Raw genomic sequence first — 17,626 nt, 5'->3', positions numbered from 1 at the left:
CATAGTAAAAAAACAGTCCTATATTTGCACTCGAAATAATCAAGGAGAACACTTGAATAGCCAACGGGGAGATACTCAAGCGGCCAACGAGGGCAGACTGTAAATCTGCTGACTATGTCTTCGCAGGTTCGAATCCTGCTCTCCCCACAAAAAAGTTCTGATGAAAATCAGGACTTTTTTTTATGCCTGAAAATTACTTCCAAAAGCAATCCCAAAACGGCGCAACAAAAATTAAACAGTAGTCCAAGATTAAACTTCTGCTTTAGCCTTTCAACGGTAATACAAACTTAAAAGTACTTCCTTCCCCATGCTTGCTTTCGGCCCAGATTTCGCCCTGATGCCTTTTTATAAATTCACTGCAAAGCAATAAGCCCAATCCGTTCCCGATTTCATTTTCGGTCCCTTTCTGGATGACTTTTTCATTAATTTTAAACAACTTTTCTTTTATGCTATCCGGAATTCCAATGCCGTTATCGGTAATAGACACCTCAACTTTTTGATTTATCTTTTGCATCGTTACTATAATTTCACCTTGCTGGTCTGTAAATTTAATAGCATTTGTCAGCAGGTTTCGCAAAACAGTATCGATCATATCCTTATCCAACTCAACCATAATCGTTTCTGTCGCTTCAAACCTAAGATCGATGTTTTTATGTAATGCCGTATTTTTATTGAGCGCTACGTTGTCTTCGATCAGGCTATTTAATATCACTTTTTGAGGATTGTATTGGATCATCCCGGTTTGCACCCTGGACCAGTCCAACAGGTTTTCAAGCAACTTATAGATATTTTTGTTCGACTCATGAAGCATTCCGGTGATCTGCTTAATTTCTTCCCGGGTATAATCTTCAATTTCCTGCGCCATGATTTCCGACAGTACCAGTGAGGATCCCAACGGCCCTTTCAGATCATGGGCAATTATGGAAAAGAATAAGTTTTTATCTTTTAGAAGTTTCTGTATTTTAAGGTCCTGTTTCTCTTTTACCAGTAATAAAAACCCGACTGTACCGATAAGCGTGAGCAGGAATAAACCAATGCTGTACAAACTATCAAAAGTACTGTATCGGAAAAAATATTTTTGCGGGCTTATATAGCTATAAACAGCCCGTAAAAAGATTAAAATTTCAAATGCAACATAACACAGCAGGTAAAAAATCCGGAATAAATTATTGGCTTTTTCTGTAAAATAGCTGATAGTTGGCGGTAAATAAATCGCAAATATCCCTAAAGACATTATTACAATACGGGTATTAATCGAACTCTCTAAAAACGTAGCAATGTTAAAAACCAGCAGGGCTGCAATTGTTATCCCAACCTGAAAATGATAACGCCTCTTAAATTTTGCTTTGGTTAAGGACATTATCGCAATCGTTTCATAACAACCTCCCAAAAGAATGATTGTATTGGCAATATTGATAGAGATGAAATCCGGAACGATGTTTCTTAAAAAAATGAATACCCACCCTATTGTCAGTAATATTTTACCATAGCCAAAGGTTTTTAATTTTTTTCTATTCTCAATAGTAGCATACGACAACGAATAACTAAAAATTAGAATACAAACAAACAAGTTTCCCCAAAAATAAAGTAGGAAAACCGTTTTTGGATCTAAAGGTAAAAATTGGAACATTATAGCGTTTCGTATATTAAAAACCGGTCGCAAATATACAAATTCACAGTGGAATCAATACGGATATCCCCTATGTACAAAACAACGGACCAAATTACAAAACACTAACAGTAAACGATCTTTTCTATCCGGCTTAAAATAAGCCGCTGTAAAACAAAAAATCTCCGGCAATAACCGGAGATTTTCTATTCTTGAATATAAAGCCTTTTAAACCGCTTTATTTTGCATAAAGCTTCTTGTCGATGATACGCTCATAGTAATCCTGTAAAAACGCTTTACAGGCCACCTCAATAGCATCCATCTCTTTATTTCTGTTCCCGATCAGGTTTTTCTCCAAACCTCTGTCGTTTATATCATAAAATCCGGTCGCTTTCTTACCGTCAAACAGGCAGATATAATTTCCGCGCTGAAACTGGTATTGCGTGCCGTTATAGTTCATTACAAAAGGCTTGATCGATTTTTCATCCAGCAGGCTTCTTCCCCAGCTTCTAAACGGTTTGTCATACCCAATCATATCCAGTAAAGTAGGATAAATATCGATTTGCTGCGCCAATTCTTTATTAACACCGGTCAGACTGCCATCCGGCTTGTAAATCAATATCGGTACTGCCGAACGATTCACAACCTTATTGTATTCGTCATAGCCCACCTGGTTACAGTGGTCTGCCGTAATCACAAAAATGGTATTATTAAACCAGGGCTCTTTTTTAGCTGCTTCAAAAAACTTTTTAAACGCATAGTCCGTGTACCCTACGCATTCGTGCATCTGTATTGTCCCTTTTGGAAACTTCCCTTTATATTTTTCCGGAACCACAAACGGCTCATGGGACGAAACGGTAAAGATCGTTCCCATAAAAGGCTGTTTCTTCTTGTCGAAAGTCTGTTTCATAAACTGGAAGAACGGCTCATCCCATATTCCCCAGGATCCATCAAAATCCGCATCATTATTGTATTCCGTCTTACCGTAATAATGATCAAATCCCAATATATTACCAAAACCTAAGAATCCCATCGAACCGTTAGGAGCACCGTGGAAAAACGACGTATCATAACCTTCTTCTTTTAAAGTGGAAACCAGCGACTGTATTTTCTGTTTCGGGTATGGCGAAGAAGTAAAAGCATCCTGGAAAGAAGGAATACCTGCCAGTACCGACGACATTCCGTGAATAGACTTACTACCGTTAGCAAAAGCATTGGTAAAAATCAAACTGTGCTGCGACAACGAATCGATAAACGGCGTATAGCTCACATAACCCGGTATGTTTTTATCCTTATTAAAAGCCCCTATATATTCCCTGCCGTAACTTTCCGTAATAAAAATAACAATATTCGGTTTTGTCTTCGGATGGTTACGATACAGCTTAATCGGTTCAATTTCGGTATTCACAACATCCTGCGATACAAAATTCACTTTCTTAAAGCTCGTGGTACGCATCGTTCTGATAATCGCAAAAGGCGTATTCAAAACAATATCGGCATGTTCCGGCTTGGTTACATAACGGTTTGCATCCACGATATTAATAGGACGTGTACTCTTTTTAAAATCGCCGCGGATCCCGCCAACGGCCATTACCGCAATAACAACAAGCCCCAGCAAAGAGGAAAGGAAATATTTCGGTTTATTTTCATGCTTCACCTCCACTACCTTTACCTTTTTGTACAGGTAAACCCATAAAAAGGCACAAATAAAAAACAACAGGTAAACGTGCCAGTAGCTCACAATAAAGCGGGAAAACATATTGCCTTTATTGGATTCGTTTTTAATAATATCCATAAAAGCGATTGTTGTCCGGGCATACGTAAACCGGTAGTAGATAAAGTCTATAAAATTGGTCGCATAACCAATCAGGTTAAAGACAAAATACACATAAAACAGGAATTTCTGGTATCCTTGTTTAGTGGTTATCCATAACGGAAGTATGGAAAGCACCACAAACAACGCATTCAGATACAAAATCGCGGCAGTGTCAAACACCATACCGTGATATGCCAGCGCTAAAAAGTCGGAAACAGAATCCACCTTCAGCAGCTTGTAATTGTATGTAAAGAACAGCAGTCTGGCAATGAAATAGAAAAGATAGGCTAAAAATAATCTGTAGAATAACGCCTTATATTCCTGAATACGATAATTTGTGTTCATAAAATCCTATAAAAGTCAAAATTATAAAGGAATCAAAATTACAAAATTACCAACACCACTTTTATAATTATTGCTTTTAAATTTTTTGGTTTGAGTTTTTTTTATAATTTGCAGTAACAAAAAAAACAGGACATGACTAACGTTACACGCTTATTTGACTTTCCATATTACCAGTTAGAGAAATACAACCTGTCTGACGCATTGGTAACAAAATACAATGGTCAATGGGTAAAAACATCTACTAAAGAATATCTTGATAAGGCCAATGCCATTTCCCGAGCGTTATTACGAATGGACATTCAGAAAAATGATAAAATTGCTGTCATTTCTTCAAACAACAGAACCGAATGGAATATTACCGATATAGGTGTATTGCAAACCGGAGCCCAAAACGTTCCGATCTACCCTACTATCTCGGAAGACGATTATGAATTCATCCTAAACCATTCCGAAGCGATTTACTGCTTTATTTCCGATATAGAAGTTTTTAAAAAAATCAATGCCATCCGCAGCAGAGTACCTTCATTAAAAGAAGTATATTCCTTTGACCAGATTGACGGTTGTAAAAACTGGCAGGAAGTACTGGACTTAGGAGCCGACGAAAGCAATCAGCAGCAGGTAGAAGACCGCAAAAACAGTATTGTTACGACCGATCTGGCTACTTTAATATATACTTCCGGAACCACCGGAAGACCAAAAGGAGTAATGTTAAGCCACCAGAACATTGTTTCCAATGTACTGGCAAGCTCCGTAAGAGTACCGTTAAGAGCCGGCAGCACAAGAGGATTAAGCTTCCTGCCGATCTGCCATATCTTCGAACGCATGATATTGTACCTATACCAATATTATGGTATCTCGGTATATTTTGCCGAAAGCATCGACAAAATGAGCGACAACCTGAAAGAAGTAAAACCGCATGTCATGACTGCCGTTCCGCGTCTTTTAGAAAAAGTTTACGATAAAATATATGCCAAAGGAGCCGATTTAACCGGAATCAAGAAAAAACTATTCTTCTGGGCAATCGACTTAGGCCTGCACTACAAACCATACGGCGAAAACGGATGGTGGTACGAACAAAAACTGGCCATTGCCCGAAAACTGATTTTCAGCAAATGGCAGGAAGGACTTGGCGGACAGCTGGAACTGATGGTGTCCGGTAGTGCTGCGTTACAGTCGCGTTTAACCCGTGTTTTTGCCGCAGCCGGTATCCCTATTATGGAAGGTTACGGTTTAACGGAAACCTCACCGGTAATTGCCGTTAACGATCAGCGTAACCGCGGTTTTAAAATTGGTACCGTTGGAAAAGTTTTAGACAACCTGGAAGTAAAAATCGCCGAAGATGGTGAAATCCTTTGTAAAGGACCAAGCATCATGATGGGCTACTATAAAGATGAAGAGAAAACTGCCGAAGCATTACAGGATGGCTTTTTCCATACCGGCGATATCGGAGAAATCGATAGCGAAGGCTTCCTGAAAATCACCGACCGTAAAAAAGAAATGTTCAAAACTTCCGGTGGAAAATACATTGCCCCTCAAATCATTGAAAACACGATGAAACAATCCCGCTTCATCGAACAGATCATGGTTATCGGCGATGGCGAAAAAATGCCGGCCGCGTTTATACAGCCAAGCTTTGACTTCCTGAAAGACTGGGCAGCACGCAAACACCTTACTATAGGTACTACCAACGAAGCCATCGTTAGCAACGAACATGTTATTGAACGTATTAAAGAAGAAGTTGACGCCATCAATAAAAAGTTCGGACACTGGGAACAAATCAAAAAATTTGAACTTACCGCAAATGTCTGGTCAATTGACGGAGGCGAATTAACCCCGACACTGAAGCTCAAAAGAAAGATCATAAAGGAGAAATACCAAAATCTTTATGATAAAATCTACAATAACTCTTAAAAAAATGAATAGACTCCTCCTCGCTGGGGAGTTTTTTTTTATTTAACTTAAAATTAATTTTCTAATATTATGCATGCATAGTATTTTTTTGTATATTTGAAATCACAGAAGAAAAATGAAGGACAAAACTATAGATTATGTTTTACGTGCAACCTGGCAAGCTGTTGCAAGAATGTACAACGAAGAAGCTACAAAATATGGCGCCACTATGGCTACAGGTTTTGCTTTGTTAAGTATCGACAGGGAAAACGGAACACCATCAACAGCCTTAGGCCCGAAAATGGGAATGGAAGCAACAAGTCTGACCAGGACTTTAAAATCCATGGAAGACAAAGGGCTGATTATCCGAAAAAAAAATCCGGTAGACGGACGCGGTGTATTGATTCACCTGACCAAATTGGGTAAAGAAAAACGAGAACTGTCTAAAGTAACCGTATTGAAATTCAATGAAACTGTAAAGCAGCACATCAGCGATGAAAAACTAAACCATTTTATGGAAGTCGCTGAGATCATTAATGAATTGATTATGGATAAAACCATCTTCAATACAGAGGAGGATTCTAATTAATAGTACAATAATTGACTGCCTGCCCGTAATATAGTTACCGGCAGGCAGTCAGGCAAACAAAGAAAATTGAAAACACAAATGAAACGACTAATCAAAAAAGTAGCGGTTATTGGATCGGGTATCATGGGTTCTGGAATTGCCTGCCATTTTGCCAATATCGGTGTAGAAGTATTGCTTCTCGATATCGTTCCGAGAGAACTAACCGACGCTGAACAAAAAAAAGGATTAACATTAGAGAGTAAAATTGTTCGCAACAGAATTGTAAACGAACATTTAGCCAACTCTTTAAAATCAAAGCCCTCTCCTATTTACGATCAGAAATTCGCCAGCCGTATTACGACCGGAAATATGGAAGATGATCTATCCAAAATCAAAGATGTCGACTGGATCATTGAAGTTGTAGTAGAACGTTTGGACATCAAACAAAAAGTATTCGAACAAATTGAAAACTTCAGAAAACCGGGTACTTTAATTACTTCAAACACTTCCGGTATTCCAATTAAATTCATGAGTGAAGGACGCAGTGAAGATTTCCAGAAACACTTCTGCGGCACCCACTTCTTTAATCCGGCACGTTACTTAAAATTATTCGAAATCATTCCTGGTCCGCAAACAACAACGGAAGTACTGGACTTTTTAAATAACTACGGTGAAAAATTCTTAGGAAAAACATCCGTAGTAGCCAAAGACACCCCTGCATTTATCGGAAACCGTATCGGAATTTTCGGAATTATGAGCCTTTTCCACCTGGTAAAGGAAATGGGATTAACAATAGAAGAAGTAGACAAACTAACCGGACCAGTAATCGGACGACCAAAATCGGCTACTTTCCGTACCGTCGATGTGGTTGGTCTGGACACCCTGGTTCACGTAGCCAACGGTTTGTATGAAAACTGTCCGAATGACGAAGCACATGACTTATTCAAACTTCCGGATTTCATCAATACCATGATGACCAACAACTGGCTGGGAAGTAAAACGGGACAGGGTTTCTATAAAAAAGTAGACAAAGACATCCTGTCTTTAGACCTGGATACTTTAGAATACAGAGCCGCTAAAAAAGCTTCTTTCGCAACTTTAGAATTAACCAAAACAATAGACAAACCCATTGACCGGTTTAAAGTACTGGTAAAAGGAACCGATAAAGCCGGTGAATTTTACCGAAAAAGCTTTGCCGCCATGTTTGCCTATGTATCCAACAGAATCCCTGAAATTTCAGACGATTTATATAAAATAGACGATGCCATGAAAGCCGGTTTCGGATGGGATAACGGTCCTTTCGAAATCTGGGATGCCGTAGGCGTTGAAAAAGGTATCGAATTACTAAAAGCCGAAGGATTAACGCCGGCGGCCTGGGTAAATGATATGCTTGCTTCCGGAAACAAAAGTTTCTACACGGTAAAAGAAGGCACAACACATTATTACAATATTGCTTCCAGATCCCAAACCAAAGTACCGGGACAGGATGCCTTTATCATCTTAAACAACATCCGCGAAAGCAAAAAAATATGGAGTAACAGCGAATCCATCATTCAGGATTTGGGAGACGGAATTATCAATGTGGAATTCCAGTCCAAAATGAACTCCATTGGCGGTGGTGTTATCCAGGGAATCAATAAAGCTATTGACCTGGCCGAAAAAGAATACTCCGGATTGGTTATTGGCAACCAGGCTCCTAATTTCTCTGTAGGCGCTAATTTAGCCATGATCTTCATGATGGCGGTAGAACAGGAATATGACGAACTGAATATGGCTATCAAAGCCTTTCAGGATACTATGATGCGCGTGCGTTACTCCGGAATTCCGGTAGTAGTGGCTCCGCACGGAATGACTTTGGGCGGCGGATGCGAAATGAGCATGCATGCCGATAAAGTGGTTGCTGCTGCCGAAACCTATATCGGATTAGTAGAATTTGGTGTCGGGGTTATCCCTGGCGGCGGTGGTTCTAAAGAAATGGCTTTACGAGCTTCCGATACTTTCCGCAAAAATGATGTGGAACTAAACGTACTTCAGGAGTACTTCCTGAACATCGGTATGGCAAAAGTAGCGACTTCCGCTTATGAGGCTTTCGACTTCGGAATTCTTCAGAAAGGAAAAGATGTCGTAGTAGTCAACAAAGACCGTCAGTTGGCCGAAGCTAAAAAACACGCTTTATTATTGGCCGAAGCCGGTTATACCCAACCGGTAAAACGAAAAGACATCAAAGTACTGGGCAAACAAGCCCTGGGAATGTTCTTAGTAGGAACCGACAGTATGGAAGCCGGACACTATATCTCCGAGCACGATAAGAAAATTGCAAACAAACTGGCTTACGTAATGGCCGGAGGAGATTTATCGGAACCGACATTAGTAAGCGAACAATACCTGTTGGATTTAGAAAGAGAAGCTTTCCTATCACTATGTGCAGAAAGAAAAACACTGGAACGTATCCAGTTTATGTTAACGAAAGGAAAACCACTTAGAAATTAGACAAAAGGAATTAGAAGTCAGCAAAAAGAAATCGGCCCGTTCCTTTATCTTTTCACTTACTTCATTCATCTAAAACAAAAACAATGAAAACAGCCTATATAGTAAAAGCATACAGAACAGCCGTTGGTAAAGCACCAAAAGGAGTGTTCCGATTTAAAAGACCGGACGAGTTAGCTGCCGAAACCATAGAATACATGATGAAGGAACTGCCGGACTTCGACAAAACCCGTATTGACGACGTTATGGTAGGAAATGCCATGCCGGAAGCAGAACAGGGATTAAACGTAGGACGTCTGATTTCCTTGATGGGATTAAAGATCGAAGATGTTCCCGGTGTAACTGTAAACCGTTATTGCGCATCCGGAATTGAAACCATTGGTATGGCAACCGCAAAAATCCAGGCCGGAATGGCCGACTGTATTATTGCCGGTGGCGCAGAGAGCATGAGTTATATCCCGATGGGTGGTTACAAACCTACACCGGATTATAAAATTGCAGCAGCCGGTCATGAAGATTATTACTGGGGAATGGGACTAACAGCGGAAGCCGTTGCAAAACAATTCAACGTTTCCCGTGAAGACCAGGATGAGTTCTCTTATAATTCCCATCAAAAAGCATTAAAAGCTCAGATTGACGGAAAATTTGACCAACAAATCGTTCCGATCACTGTAGAACAGGTATATATTGATGAAAAAGGCAAAAAGGCTGCAAAATCCTATGTTGTCAATAAAGACGAAGGACCAAGAGCCGATACTTCAAAAGAAGCTTTAGGGAAATTAAAACCTGTTTTTGCTGCTGACGGTAGCGTTACAGCCGGTAACTCTTCCCAGATGAGCGACGGTGCCGCATTTGTTCTGGTAATGTCTGAAGAAATGGTAAAGGAATTAAACCTGGAGCCCATCGCAAGATTAGTAAACTATGCTGCTGCCGGTGTGGAACCAAGAATTATGGGTATCGGTCCGGTTAAAGCCATTCCGAAAGCCCTGAAACAAGCCGGTTTAAAACAGTCTGATATTGAATTAATCGAATTAAACGAAGCCTTTGCAGCACAAAGTTTGGCAGTTATTCGCGAATTAGACCTTAACCCGGATATCATCAATGTAAATGGTGGTGCCATTGCTTTAGGCCACCCGCTGGGATGTACGGGAGCAAAACTATCGGTTCAGCTTTTTGATGAAATGAAACGCCGCGGAAACAAATACGGTATGGTTACCATGTGTGTTGGAACCGGTCAGGGCGCAGCCGGAATATATGAATTGCTTTAGTATTTGAGGAGAGAGAAGAAAGAAGAAAGAAAAAAGAGTTATGAGACATAACTTTAAAAATTTAAAAATATGGACTTTAGCCATGGAAATTGCCGCCGATATTCATAAGGCATGCAAAACCTTTCCAAAAACTGAAGTATATGGTCTCATAAGTCAAATGAATAGATGTTCTGTTTCTATGCCATCAAATATAGCAGAAGGGTCAAGTCGGGGAAGTAAACATTTTCAACATTTTCTGGACATTAGTTTAGGCTCGTCCTATGAATTACAGACGCAGTTATTAATCGCGCTTCAAAACCAATATATTTCTGAGGAATCAGCTATAACAATAGAAAATAAAATTATCGAATTTCAAAAGATGACTTCGGGATTCATAAACAAGTTAGGCCGTTAGTCCTGCTTCTTTACTCTTTCATCTTTTATCAAAAAATCAATTAAAAATGGAAAACATAACAAGAGGAGGTCAATTCCTTGTAAAAGAAACAAAAAGTGAAGACATCTTCACTCCTGAGGATTTCTCAGAAGAGCAGTTAATGATGCGTGACTCAGTAAAAGAGTTTGTTGATAAAGAATTATGGCCTAACAAAGACCGTTTTGAGAAAAAAGATTATGCCTTCACAGAAGAATGCATGAGAAAAGCCGGTGAACTGGGACTTTTAGGGGTTGCTGTTCCGGAGGCTTACGGCGGACTGGAAATGGGATTTGTATCGACCATGCTGGTTTGTGACTATATTTCCGGAGCTACCGGATCTTTCTCTACCGCATTTGGTGCCCATACCGGGATCGGAACCATGCCGATTACATTATACGGTACGGAAGAACAAAAGAAAAAATACGTTCCGAAATTAGCCAGCGGAGAATGGTTTGGTGCTTACTGTCTGACAGAGCCGGGAGCCGGATCGGATGCTAATTCCGGAAAAACCAAAGCTGTTTTATCGGAAGACGGTAAAAGCTATAAAATTACCGGTCAGAAAATGTGGATTTCCAATGCAGGATTCTGCAGCGTATTCATCGTTTTTGCCCGTATTGAAGATGATAAAAACATCACCGGATTTATTGTAGAAAATGTTCCGGGTAACGGTATTACGTTAGGAGAAGAAGAACACAAATTAGGTATTCGCTCCTCTTCTACCCGTCAGGTATTTTTTAATGATACGGTAGTTCCGGTAGAAAATATGCTGGCTGGCCGTGGTGAAGGATTTAAAATCGCGATGAATGCCCTGAACGTAGGCCGTATCAAACTGGCGGCTGCCTGTTTGGATGCACAACGCAGAACGATCTCCGGAGCTGTAAAATATGCCAACGAAAGAATTCAGTTTAATACACCAATTGCCAATTTCGGTGCTATCCGTTCCAAACTGGCAGAAATGGCAACTTCCTGCTATGCAGGGGAAAGCGCTTCTTACCGTGCTGCAAAAAGCATAGAAGACAGAATTAATGCCCGTATTGCAGAAGGCGCCTCGCATCAGGAAGCCGAATTAAAAGGTGTGGAAGAATTCGCTATTGAATGTTCCATCCTTAAAGTGGCCGTTTCGGAAGACATGCAAAACTGTTCGGACGAAGGAATCCAGATTTTTGGTGGAATGGGCTTCTCAGAAGACACCCCTATGGAAAGTGCCTGGAGAGATGCCCGAATTGCCCGGATTTATGAAGGAACCAACGAGATCAACCGTATGCTTTCTGTGGGAATGCTGATTAAAAAAGCAATGAAAGGACATGTTGACCTTTTAGGACCTGCCATGAAAGTAGCCGAAGAATTAATGGGAATCCCATCTTTCGACACACCGGATTATTCCGAATTGTTTGCCGAAGAAAAAGAGATCATCGGCAAATTGAAAAAAGCATTCTTAATGGTTGCCGGTAGTGCGGTTCAGAAATACGGACCGGATTTAGACAAACACCAGCAATTATTAATGGCTGCTGCCGATATGTTAATCGAAATCTATGTAGCGGAAAGTGCGATCCTGAGAACCGAAAAATCGGCTAAAGCCAATGGTGCTGAAAACGTTAAAGAGCAAATCGCAATGGCGCAATTGTATTTATACCATGCGGTAGACACTATCACGCTGAAAGGAAAAGAAGGAATTGCTTCTTTTGCCGAAGGCGACGAACAACGCATGATGTTAATGGGATTACGTCGTTTTACAAAATATGTAAATGTGCCTAATGTAGTGGCATTGAGAGAAATTATTGCGGATAAATTAATAAAAGAGAACCATTACTGTTATTAATAACGCAATAATTATTTTGGTTTAGTTTGTTTGAAAAAAGCCGCTTTGCATTTTGTAAAGCGGTTTTTTTAATTATTTATCTTACATGGCCCCTTTAATTTCCGTAAATTTGATAAAAACAAAATATCATGAAAAAAATCATATTCCTTTCTTTCGGACTGGCACTGTTGTTTTCCGGCTGTAAAACCAAAACAGCATCAAAAGCAAACGAGCTGAAAATAAACCTGGAGGCCAAAAGCAATACTAAAACCAGCGGCACGGTTACCTTTAGCGAAAAAGACGGCGTAGTTACCTTTACAGCGAATATTGCAGGACTAAAACCGGGTATTCATGCCATTCACATTCATGAAAAAGCAGATTGCTCTTCTGCCGATGCTACTTCTGCCGGCGGACACTGGAATCCAACTTTTAAAAAACACGGCAAATGGGGCTCTGCAGAATACCATAAAGGCGACATTGGAAACTTCCCGGCAGACCGTAACGGTAACGGAAAAATCATCATGTCCACAAACGAATGGTGTATTGGCTGCGGCGATCCTGCAAAAGATGTTCTTGGAAAAGCCATCATCGTACATGAAGGTTCAGACGATTTTGTAACACAGCCAACAGGAAATGCCGGCGGACGTGTTGCCTGTTCTGCAATCATCCGATAAGTTTCAATAATATTCTTAAAACTTGCCTGCATATTTTTGTGGGAGCAATAAAAAATATAGCTTTGCGGAATAATACACGGCAATGATTAACCCTTCGATTAACGGTTGGATAGACAAGTTTTTTATTAAGCAAAGTCCTTTGCCTTTACCTGTCGTTATCTACTCGAAAGCGTTTTACAACAACATCAGGGAAACGGGGTTTATTTACGGCCATGTTGTCGATTTTGTAACCGACAAACCCATTAGTACAAAAGGCTGGACTTCCGAAGAGATTACGAAAGTAGCCTTATTAAACATACTATACGGCGTTTTTGGCATGGTAACGCATAGCGGCGAACCAAAGGATTTTATTGAAAAAGCCATTGCTTTTTACAATCAGATGAATCCGGAAGGTTTTAACCTGCTCAAAAAGATGCTTCCGAGCGCCTCACCCAGCAATGAATTAGAGAAAATAATCAATGAGAGAGTTCAGACTAATGACAACATCATTAGTAAGAACTTTTCTCATATTCTTACCAATGCGCTGCTGTTTATCGATGTGCTGGCTTTCCGTCAGTACCTGATACATGGTGAAATTCCCAATAATTACCTGAAAAAACTGGAAGAAACGATCGTCAACCTGGTTGCTTTGGCTTTAAACACCAAAACAAACAAATCCAATTATGACGATTTACTGATCAAATTATTTGAATCTTCCGTACGGTTTACCAAATTTTCCAAAATAGGCATCCAGGATCTGCAAATGCTGGAACTGGACTATTTTTCTTCGGCCCTGGAAAAAAACTATTTGCTGGATATCACCGGTATGGCTTTATGGAGCGATAACATACTGGAAGAAACAGAAACCCGTTTTCTATACAGTCTGGCCGATCAGCTTAAAATTGAAAAGGAATATGCCACGGAAAGCATTACCGCTATTGATAATTTCATCAAAAAATACCAGAAAGAGATTCCATATTTCCGGTATTCCAATCCGGTAAAGCATTTTTATGACCAGGCAACGCAAAATGTGGTCGTACTGATTACACGTAATAAAAACCGGCTTTTAAAGGAAATCAGCGAAAGCGGTGAGTTAATGCTGCTTTTGGCAAAATCCACTCATAAGGAACTGGATTCAAAGGAAAAGAAAAAAATGAAAAAGCAGCTGCTGGATATTTGTAAAACCATCCCGTCGCTAACAATTTTCCTGTTACCGGGCGGTACGTTGCTGCTGCCGATCCTGATTAAGTTCATTCCAAAATTACTTCCGTCAGCTTTTAATGAAAATCTCGATACCGAATAAATAAAAAGTCCGCTGATTAGCGGACTTTTTTTATTGCTTATAATTTTAACTGGTAGACTTCATCCAGATCTTCATTCGAACTCAGGTTTACCTTTAAATCGGTTATATACCCCGATTTCAGTCCGTAAACCCATCCGTGTATGTGCAGTTCCTGGTCGTTTTTCCAGGCGGTCTGAACAATAGATGTTTTGGCTAAGTCATATACCTGTTCGGTAACGTTCAATTCTATGAAACGGTTAAACCTTTCGTTTTCATCTTCAATAGCATCCAGTTCTTCTTTATGAAAACGATAAACGTCTTTTATATGCCGGATCCAGTTATCGATAATACCGACAGAATCGTTAGACATGGCTGCTTTTACGCCGCCACAGCCATAATGTCCGCAAACAATAACGTGTTTTACTTTTAAGATATTCACGGCATAGTCCAGTACGCTTAACATGTTCATATCCGAATGGACAACCATGTTTGCAATGTTCCGGTGTACAAAAACTTCGCCCGGTTCGGCCCCAATAATCTCGTTGGCCGGAACGCGGCTGTCAGAACAGCCAATCCATAACAATGGCGGATTCTGGCTTTTTGATAAACGAACAAAATAGTCCGGGTTGTTGCTCAGTTTGGATTCAACCCATTTTTTGTTATTCTCTATTAATTTCCGATAAAATTCGCTCATCAGGATTTGTCTGTTTTGGACTGAGTCATCAGTTGTTTACTAATCGTGTAAAATTTCTTTCATGAACTGAACTTCTCCGGTTTCAATGTCATAATAACCGCCGGCAATTCCAATTTGTCCGGATTCGAAAAGATCTTTCAAAACCTCGCTTCTATCCAGAATTTCATCCATAGTATGAATTACATTGTGTTGTGCCACGGCAGCTACAAGCCCCGGATCGTTTGTTGCAACACCCGGCATCTCTGCTTTTACTTCATCAACAGATGGTTGTACTTTACTTAAAAGGTTAGTAAGGTGTCCTAACTTCGCTCCTTCACATGCTCCTTTAATAGCACCGCATTTGCTGTGGCCCAATACCACGATCAATTTGGTTCCGGCTACTTTACAGGCATATTCCATACTACCCAGAATGTCTTCATTTAAGATGTTTCCGGCAATTCTCGCGCTGAAAATGTCCCCTAATCCCTGATCGAAGATTAACTCTGCCGACGTTCTGCTGTCGATACAGCTTAAAACTATTGCAAATGGAAACTGACCGTCTTTTGTGTCGTTAACCTGCTCTAAAAGATTTCTGTTAACTTTTAAATTGCTTACAAATCGCGCGTTCCCTTCTTTAAGAAATGCTAATGCTTTATAAGGGGTAATCGTTGCCTGTGTTTCTGCTGTATGTGCTTTCATTTTTATAATTTATTTGTTTGGAAGCTCCATTAAACCATGTTGAAATTAAGCTTTTTTAAATTTCATTAAAATTACTCATTAATATAAACATGATAATAACTTTTGCTTTTTAATTTATTTTTCTTTTTTTAAATCTCTTATTTTGAATGTTCTACAAATACATTTTTTTTATCTGCATTGGTATTTTCAAGCTCGTAGGCTTCTTTGAATCCTATCAGATGTACTTCGATATTGTCTTCAACAGCCCTGATTGTCTTGAATTCTTTAATCAGATCCTGTACATCATGTGCGATATATACCGTATCGGAAGCATTGATGATCACTTTGGAATTTTCCGGAATTTCGTTTAGCGTATTTTTGATAGCCGCTTTATTTAAAAAGGATACTTCCTGTGCCAAATCAATATGGATGATATCACCGTCATGGTATTCTTTTTTAGTGAAGTTGTAGGCTCTTTTATGATTTCCTCTTAAAATAAAAAGAATACTGATCACAATACCTAAAGCAACTCCTTTTAGCAAATCGGTGAAAACCACCCCTAATAATGTCGCAACAAAAGGGATAAACTGGTATTTACCTTTGTGCCAGAAATGTAACAACACTGCCGGTTTCGCTAATTTATATCCTACCAGTAACAGGATCGCTGCCAAAGTAGCCAATGGGATTTTGTTTAGTAAAAAAGGAATGGATACCACACTGATCAGTAATAACAAACCGTGAATAATGGTCGACATTTTAGATTGTGCACCGGCTGTTGCATTGGCCGAAGAACGTACCACTACCGAAGTCATCGGCAATCCGCCTAATAGCGAACTCAACATATTACCAACACCCTGTGCTTTTAGCTCCACATTGGTATTGGTGAATCTTTTATGTACATCCATTCTATCGGCAGCTTCGATACACAATAGTGTTTCTATCGATGCTACAACTGCAATTGTAAAGGCTACGGTCCAAACCTGCGGATTGGTTATTGCTGAGAAATCTGGCGTTACGATAATGTTTTTCACATCATCAAAAGAAGTCATTACCGGTAACGATACCAAATGCTCTTTAGAAATAGCCAGGCTGCTTCCGCTGATCAGAAAGAGTTCGTTAATAATGATTCCCAAAACTACGGCCACCAATGCACCCGGAACCAGTTTTATTCTTTTAAGGAACGGAACCTTGTCCCATGAAATTAAAATAGCCAGGGAGATTACCGTGATAATGATCGAACCTAAATTGATATAATCCAATGCTCCCAATAGAGAGGAAAACGTATTTCCGCCTTCCATCTGTACAAAAGACTGATCTCCTTCGAAATCGTTGTCGTATCCTACTGCATGGGGAATTTGTTTTAAAATGATAATTACTCCGATACCCGCAAGCATTCCTTCAATAACATTGGTAGGGAAATAATTCGAAATACTTCCTGCTTTAATAAAGCCTAAAACGATTTGAATCAAACCGGCAATAAAAACAGTAAGCAGGAACACATCAAAGGCTTTAAGATCAGTAACGGCGGTAAGTACAATCGCTGTAAGTCCGGCAGCAGGTCCTGAAACACTGATGTTTGACTGACTCAGGTATCCTACAATGATACCTCCAACTATTCCTGAAATAATTCCTGAAAACAACGGCGCCCCAGATGCCATAGCAATACCTAAACACAAAGGCAGGGCCACCAAAAAGACTACTAATCCTGAAGCAAAATCCGCTTTCAGGTTAGCAAAAAGATTGATTTTTTTTGTCATAACCGATAAAATATAATGCAATTAGATAGTAAGCGTGTTAAAAGAAAACGCTTAAACTGTTGAACATAAAAGTTCCTGTAATTGTATTATACTAATTCGGGAGGCGGTGAGAAGATCTCTCGGAAACTACTATCGTGTTTTAAAGTATTTTCAAACGTGATGGCAGCTAATGCAGGTTTTGCAACAAAGTAAACCGGGATCTGCAATTCAAATTTCAATTGCGCTTTGGTTTCTTTGATTTCTTTTATCGTTTCTTCTTCTGAGAAACTATATACAGACGAAGTATCAGTATCACTCTTCAGGAACCCCACAACTGTTGGAGTAGCCAAAAAAGTGATAAATAGGAGTAAAACTATTTTTACCAGTACTTTCATGCCGCGAACTTACAAA

Annotated in this window: 14 protein-coding genes and 1 tRNA gene; 9 read left to right on the top strand and 6 right to left on the bottom strand. The window is 39.7% G+C overall.

What is annotated here, in order from left to right; all coding sequences use genetic code 11:
* Nucleotides 1-65: 65 nt before the first annotated feature.
* Nucleotides 66-147 (top strand) — tRNA-Tyr (locus tag HW120_RS09820).
* 115 nt (nucleotides 148-262) lie between these two features.
* Here HW120_RS09820 and HW120_RS09815 read toward each other — a convergent pair.
* On the bottom strand, nucleotides 263-1,537 hold the full coding sequence (locus HW120_RS09815) for a sensor histidine kinase (protein ID WP_177733662.1): 1,275 nt from the start codon (nucleotides 1,535-1,537) through the stop codon (nucleotides 263-265).
* Nucleotides 1,538-1,847: 310 nt separating this feature from the next.
* A complete protein-coding gene (locus HW120_RS09810) occupies nucleotides 1,848-3,770 on the bottom strand; it encodes an LTA synthase family protein (protein ID WP_177733660.1) in 1,923 nt (640 codons plus the stop codon).
* Between the two features lie 132 nt (nucleotides 3,771-3,902).
* On the opposite strand from HW120_RS09810, the gene HW120_RS09805 reads away from it, so the two are divergent.
* From HW120_RS09805 to HW120_RS09770, 8 genes are all read left to right on the top strand, one after another.
* Nucleotides 3,903-5,681 (top strand): AMP-dependent synthetase/ligase, encoded by a 1,779-nt coding sequence (locus HW120_RS09805; protein ID WP_177733658.1) that lies wholly within the window; start codon nucleotides 3,903-3,905, stop codon nucleotides 5,679-5,681.
* Between the two features lie 115 nt (nucleotides 5,682-5,796).
* Nucleotides 5,797-6,249 (top strand): MarR family winged helix-turn-helix transcriptional regulator, encoded by a 453-nt coding sequence (locus HW120_RS09800; protein ID WP_177733656.1) that lies wholly within the window; start codon nucleotides 5,797-5,799, stop codon nucleotides 6,247-6,249.
* Nucleotides 6,250-6,327: 78 nt separating this feature from the next.
* Nucleotides 6,328-8,718, top strand: a complete 2,391-nt coding sequence (locus tag HW120_RS09795) for a 3-hydroxyacyl-CoA dehydrogenase/enoyl-CoA hydratase family protein (protein WP_177733653.1) — start codon at nucleotides 6,328-6,330, stop codon at nucleotides 8,716-8,718.
* An 83-nt stretch (nucleotides 8,719-8,801) separates the two neighbouring features.
* Nucleotides 8,802-9,983, top strand: coding sequence for an acetyl-CoA C-acyltransferase (locus HW120_RS09790; RefSeq protein ID WP_177733652.1), 1,182 nt, complete (start codon nucleotides 8,802-8,804; stop codon nucleotides 9,981-9,983).
* A 40-nt stretch (nucleotides 9,984-10,023) separates the two neighbouring features.
* Nucleotides 10,024-10,377 carry a four helix bundle protein gene (locus HW120_RS09785; protein ID WP_177733650.1) on the top strand — a complete coding sequence of 118 codons (354 nt, stop codon included), beginning with the start codon at nucleotides 10,024-10,026 and terminating at the stop codon, nucleotides 10,375-10,377.
* A gap of 46 nt (nucleotides 10,378-10,423) precedes the next feature.
* Nucleotides 10,424-12,214 (top strand): acyl-CoA dehydrogenase family protein, encoded by a 1,791-nt coding sequence (locus HW120_RS09780; RefSeq protein WP_177733648.1) that lies wholly within the window; start codon nucleotides 10,424-10,426, stop codon nucleotides 12,212-12,214.
* Between the two features lie 128 nt (nucleotides 12,215-12,342).
* Nucleotides 12,343-12,867, top strand: a complete 525-nt coding sequence (locus HW120_RS09775) for a superoxide dismutase family protein (protein ID WP_177733646.1) — start codon at nucleotides 12,343-12,345, stop codon at nucleotides 12,865-12,867.
* A gap of 82 nt (nucleotides 12,868-12,949) precedes the next feature.
* A complete protein-coding gene (locus tag HW120_RS09770) occupies nucleotides 12,950-14,149 on the top strand; it encodes an LETM1-related biofilm-associated protein (RefSeq protein WP_177733644.1) in 1,200 nt (399 codons plus the stop codon).
* 37 nt (nucleotides 14,150-14,186) lie between these two features.
* Here the strand turns inward: HW120_RS09770 and can are convergent, their stop codons facing one another.
* From can to HW120_RS09750, 4 genes are all read right to left on the bottom strand, one after another.
* A complete protein-coding gene (gene can, locus HW120_RS09765; RefSeq protein WP_177733642.1) occupies nucleotides 14,187-14,822 on the bottom strand; it encodes a carbonate dehydratase in 636 nt (211 codons plus the stop codon).
* A gap of 39 nt (nucleotides 14,823-14,861) precedes the next feature.
* Complete coding sequence (locus HW120_RS09760; protein ID WP_177733640.1) at nucleotides 14,862-15,500, bottom strand: carbonic anhydrase; 639 nt, start codon at nucleotides 15,498-15,500, stop codon at nucleotides 14,862-14,864.
* Nucleotides 15,501-15,637: 137 nt separating this feature from the next.
* Nucleotides 15,638-17,236: a SulP family inorganic anion transporter gene (locus HW120_RS09755; protein ID WP_177733638.1), complete on the bottom strand. Its 1,599-nt coding sequence runs from the start codon at nucleotides 17,234-17,236 to the stop codon at nucleotides 15,638-15,640.
* 86 nt (nucleotides 17,237-17,322) lie between these two features.
* A complete protein-coding gene (locus HW120_RS09750; RefSeq protein ID WP_177733636.1) occupies nucleotides 17,323-17,610 on the bottom strand; it encodes a hypothetical protein in 288 nt (95 codons plus the stop codon).
* Nucleotides 17,611-17,626 lie beyond the last annotated feature (16 nt).

Origin of the sequence: Flavobacterium inviolabile (assembly GCF_013389455.1) — a bacterium.
Taxonomy (GTDB): Bacteria; Bacteroidota; Bacteroidia; order Flavobacteriales; family Flavobacteriaceae; genus Flavobacterium; species Flavobacterium inviolabile.
This window is presented reverse-complemented; position numbering and strand designations above follow the sequence as displayed.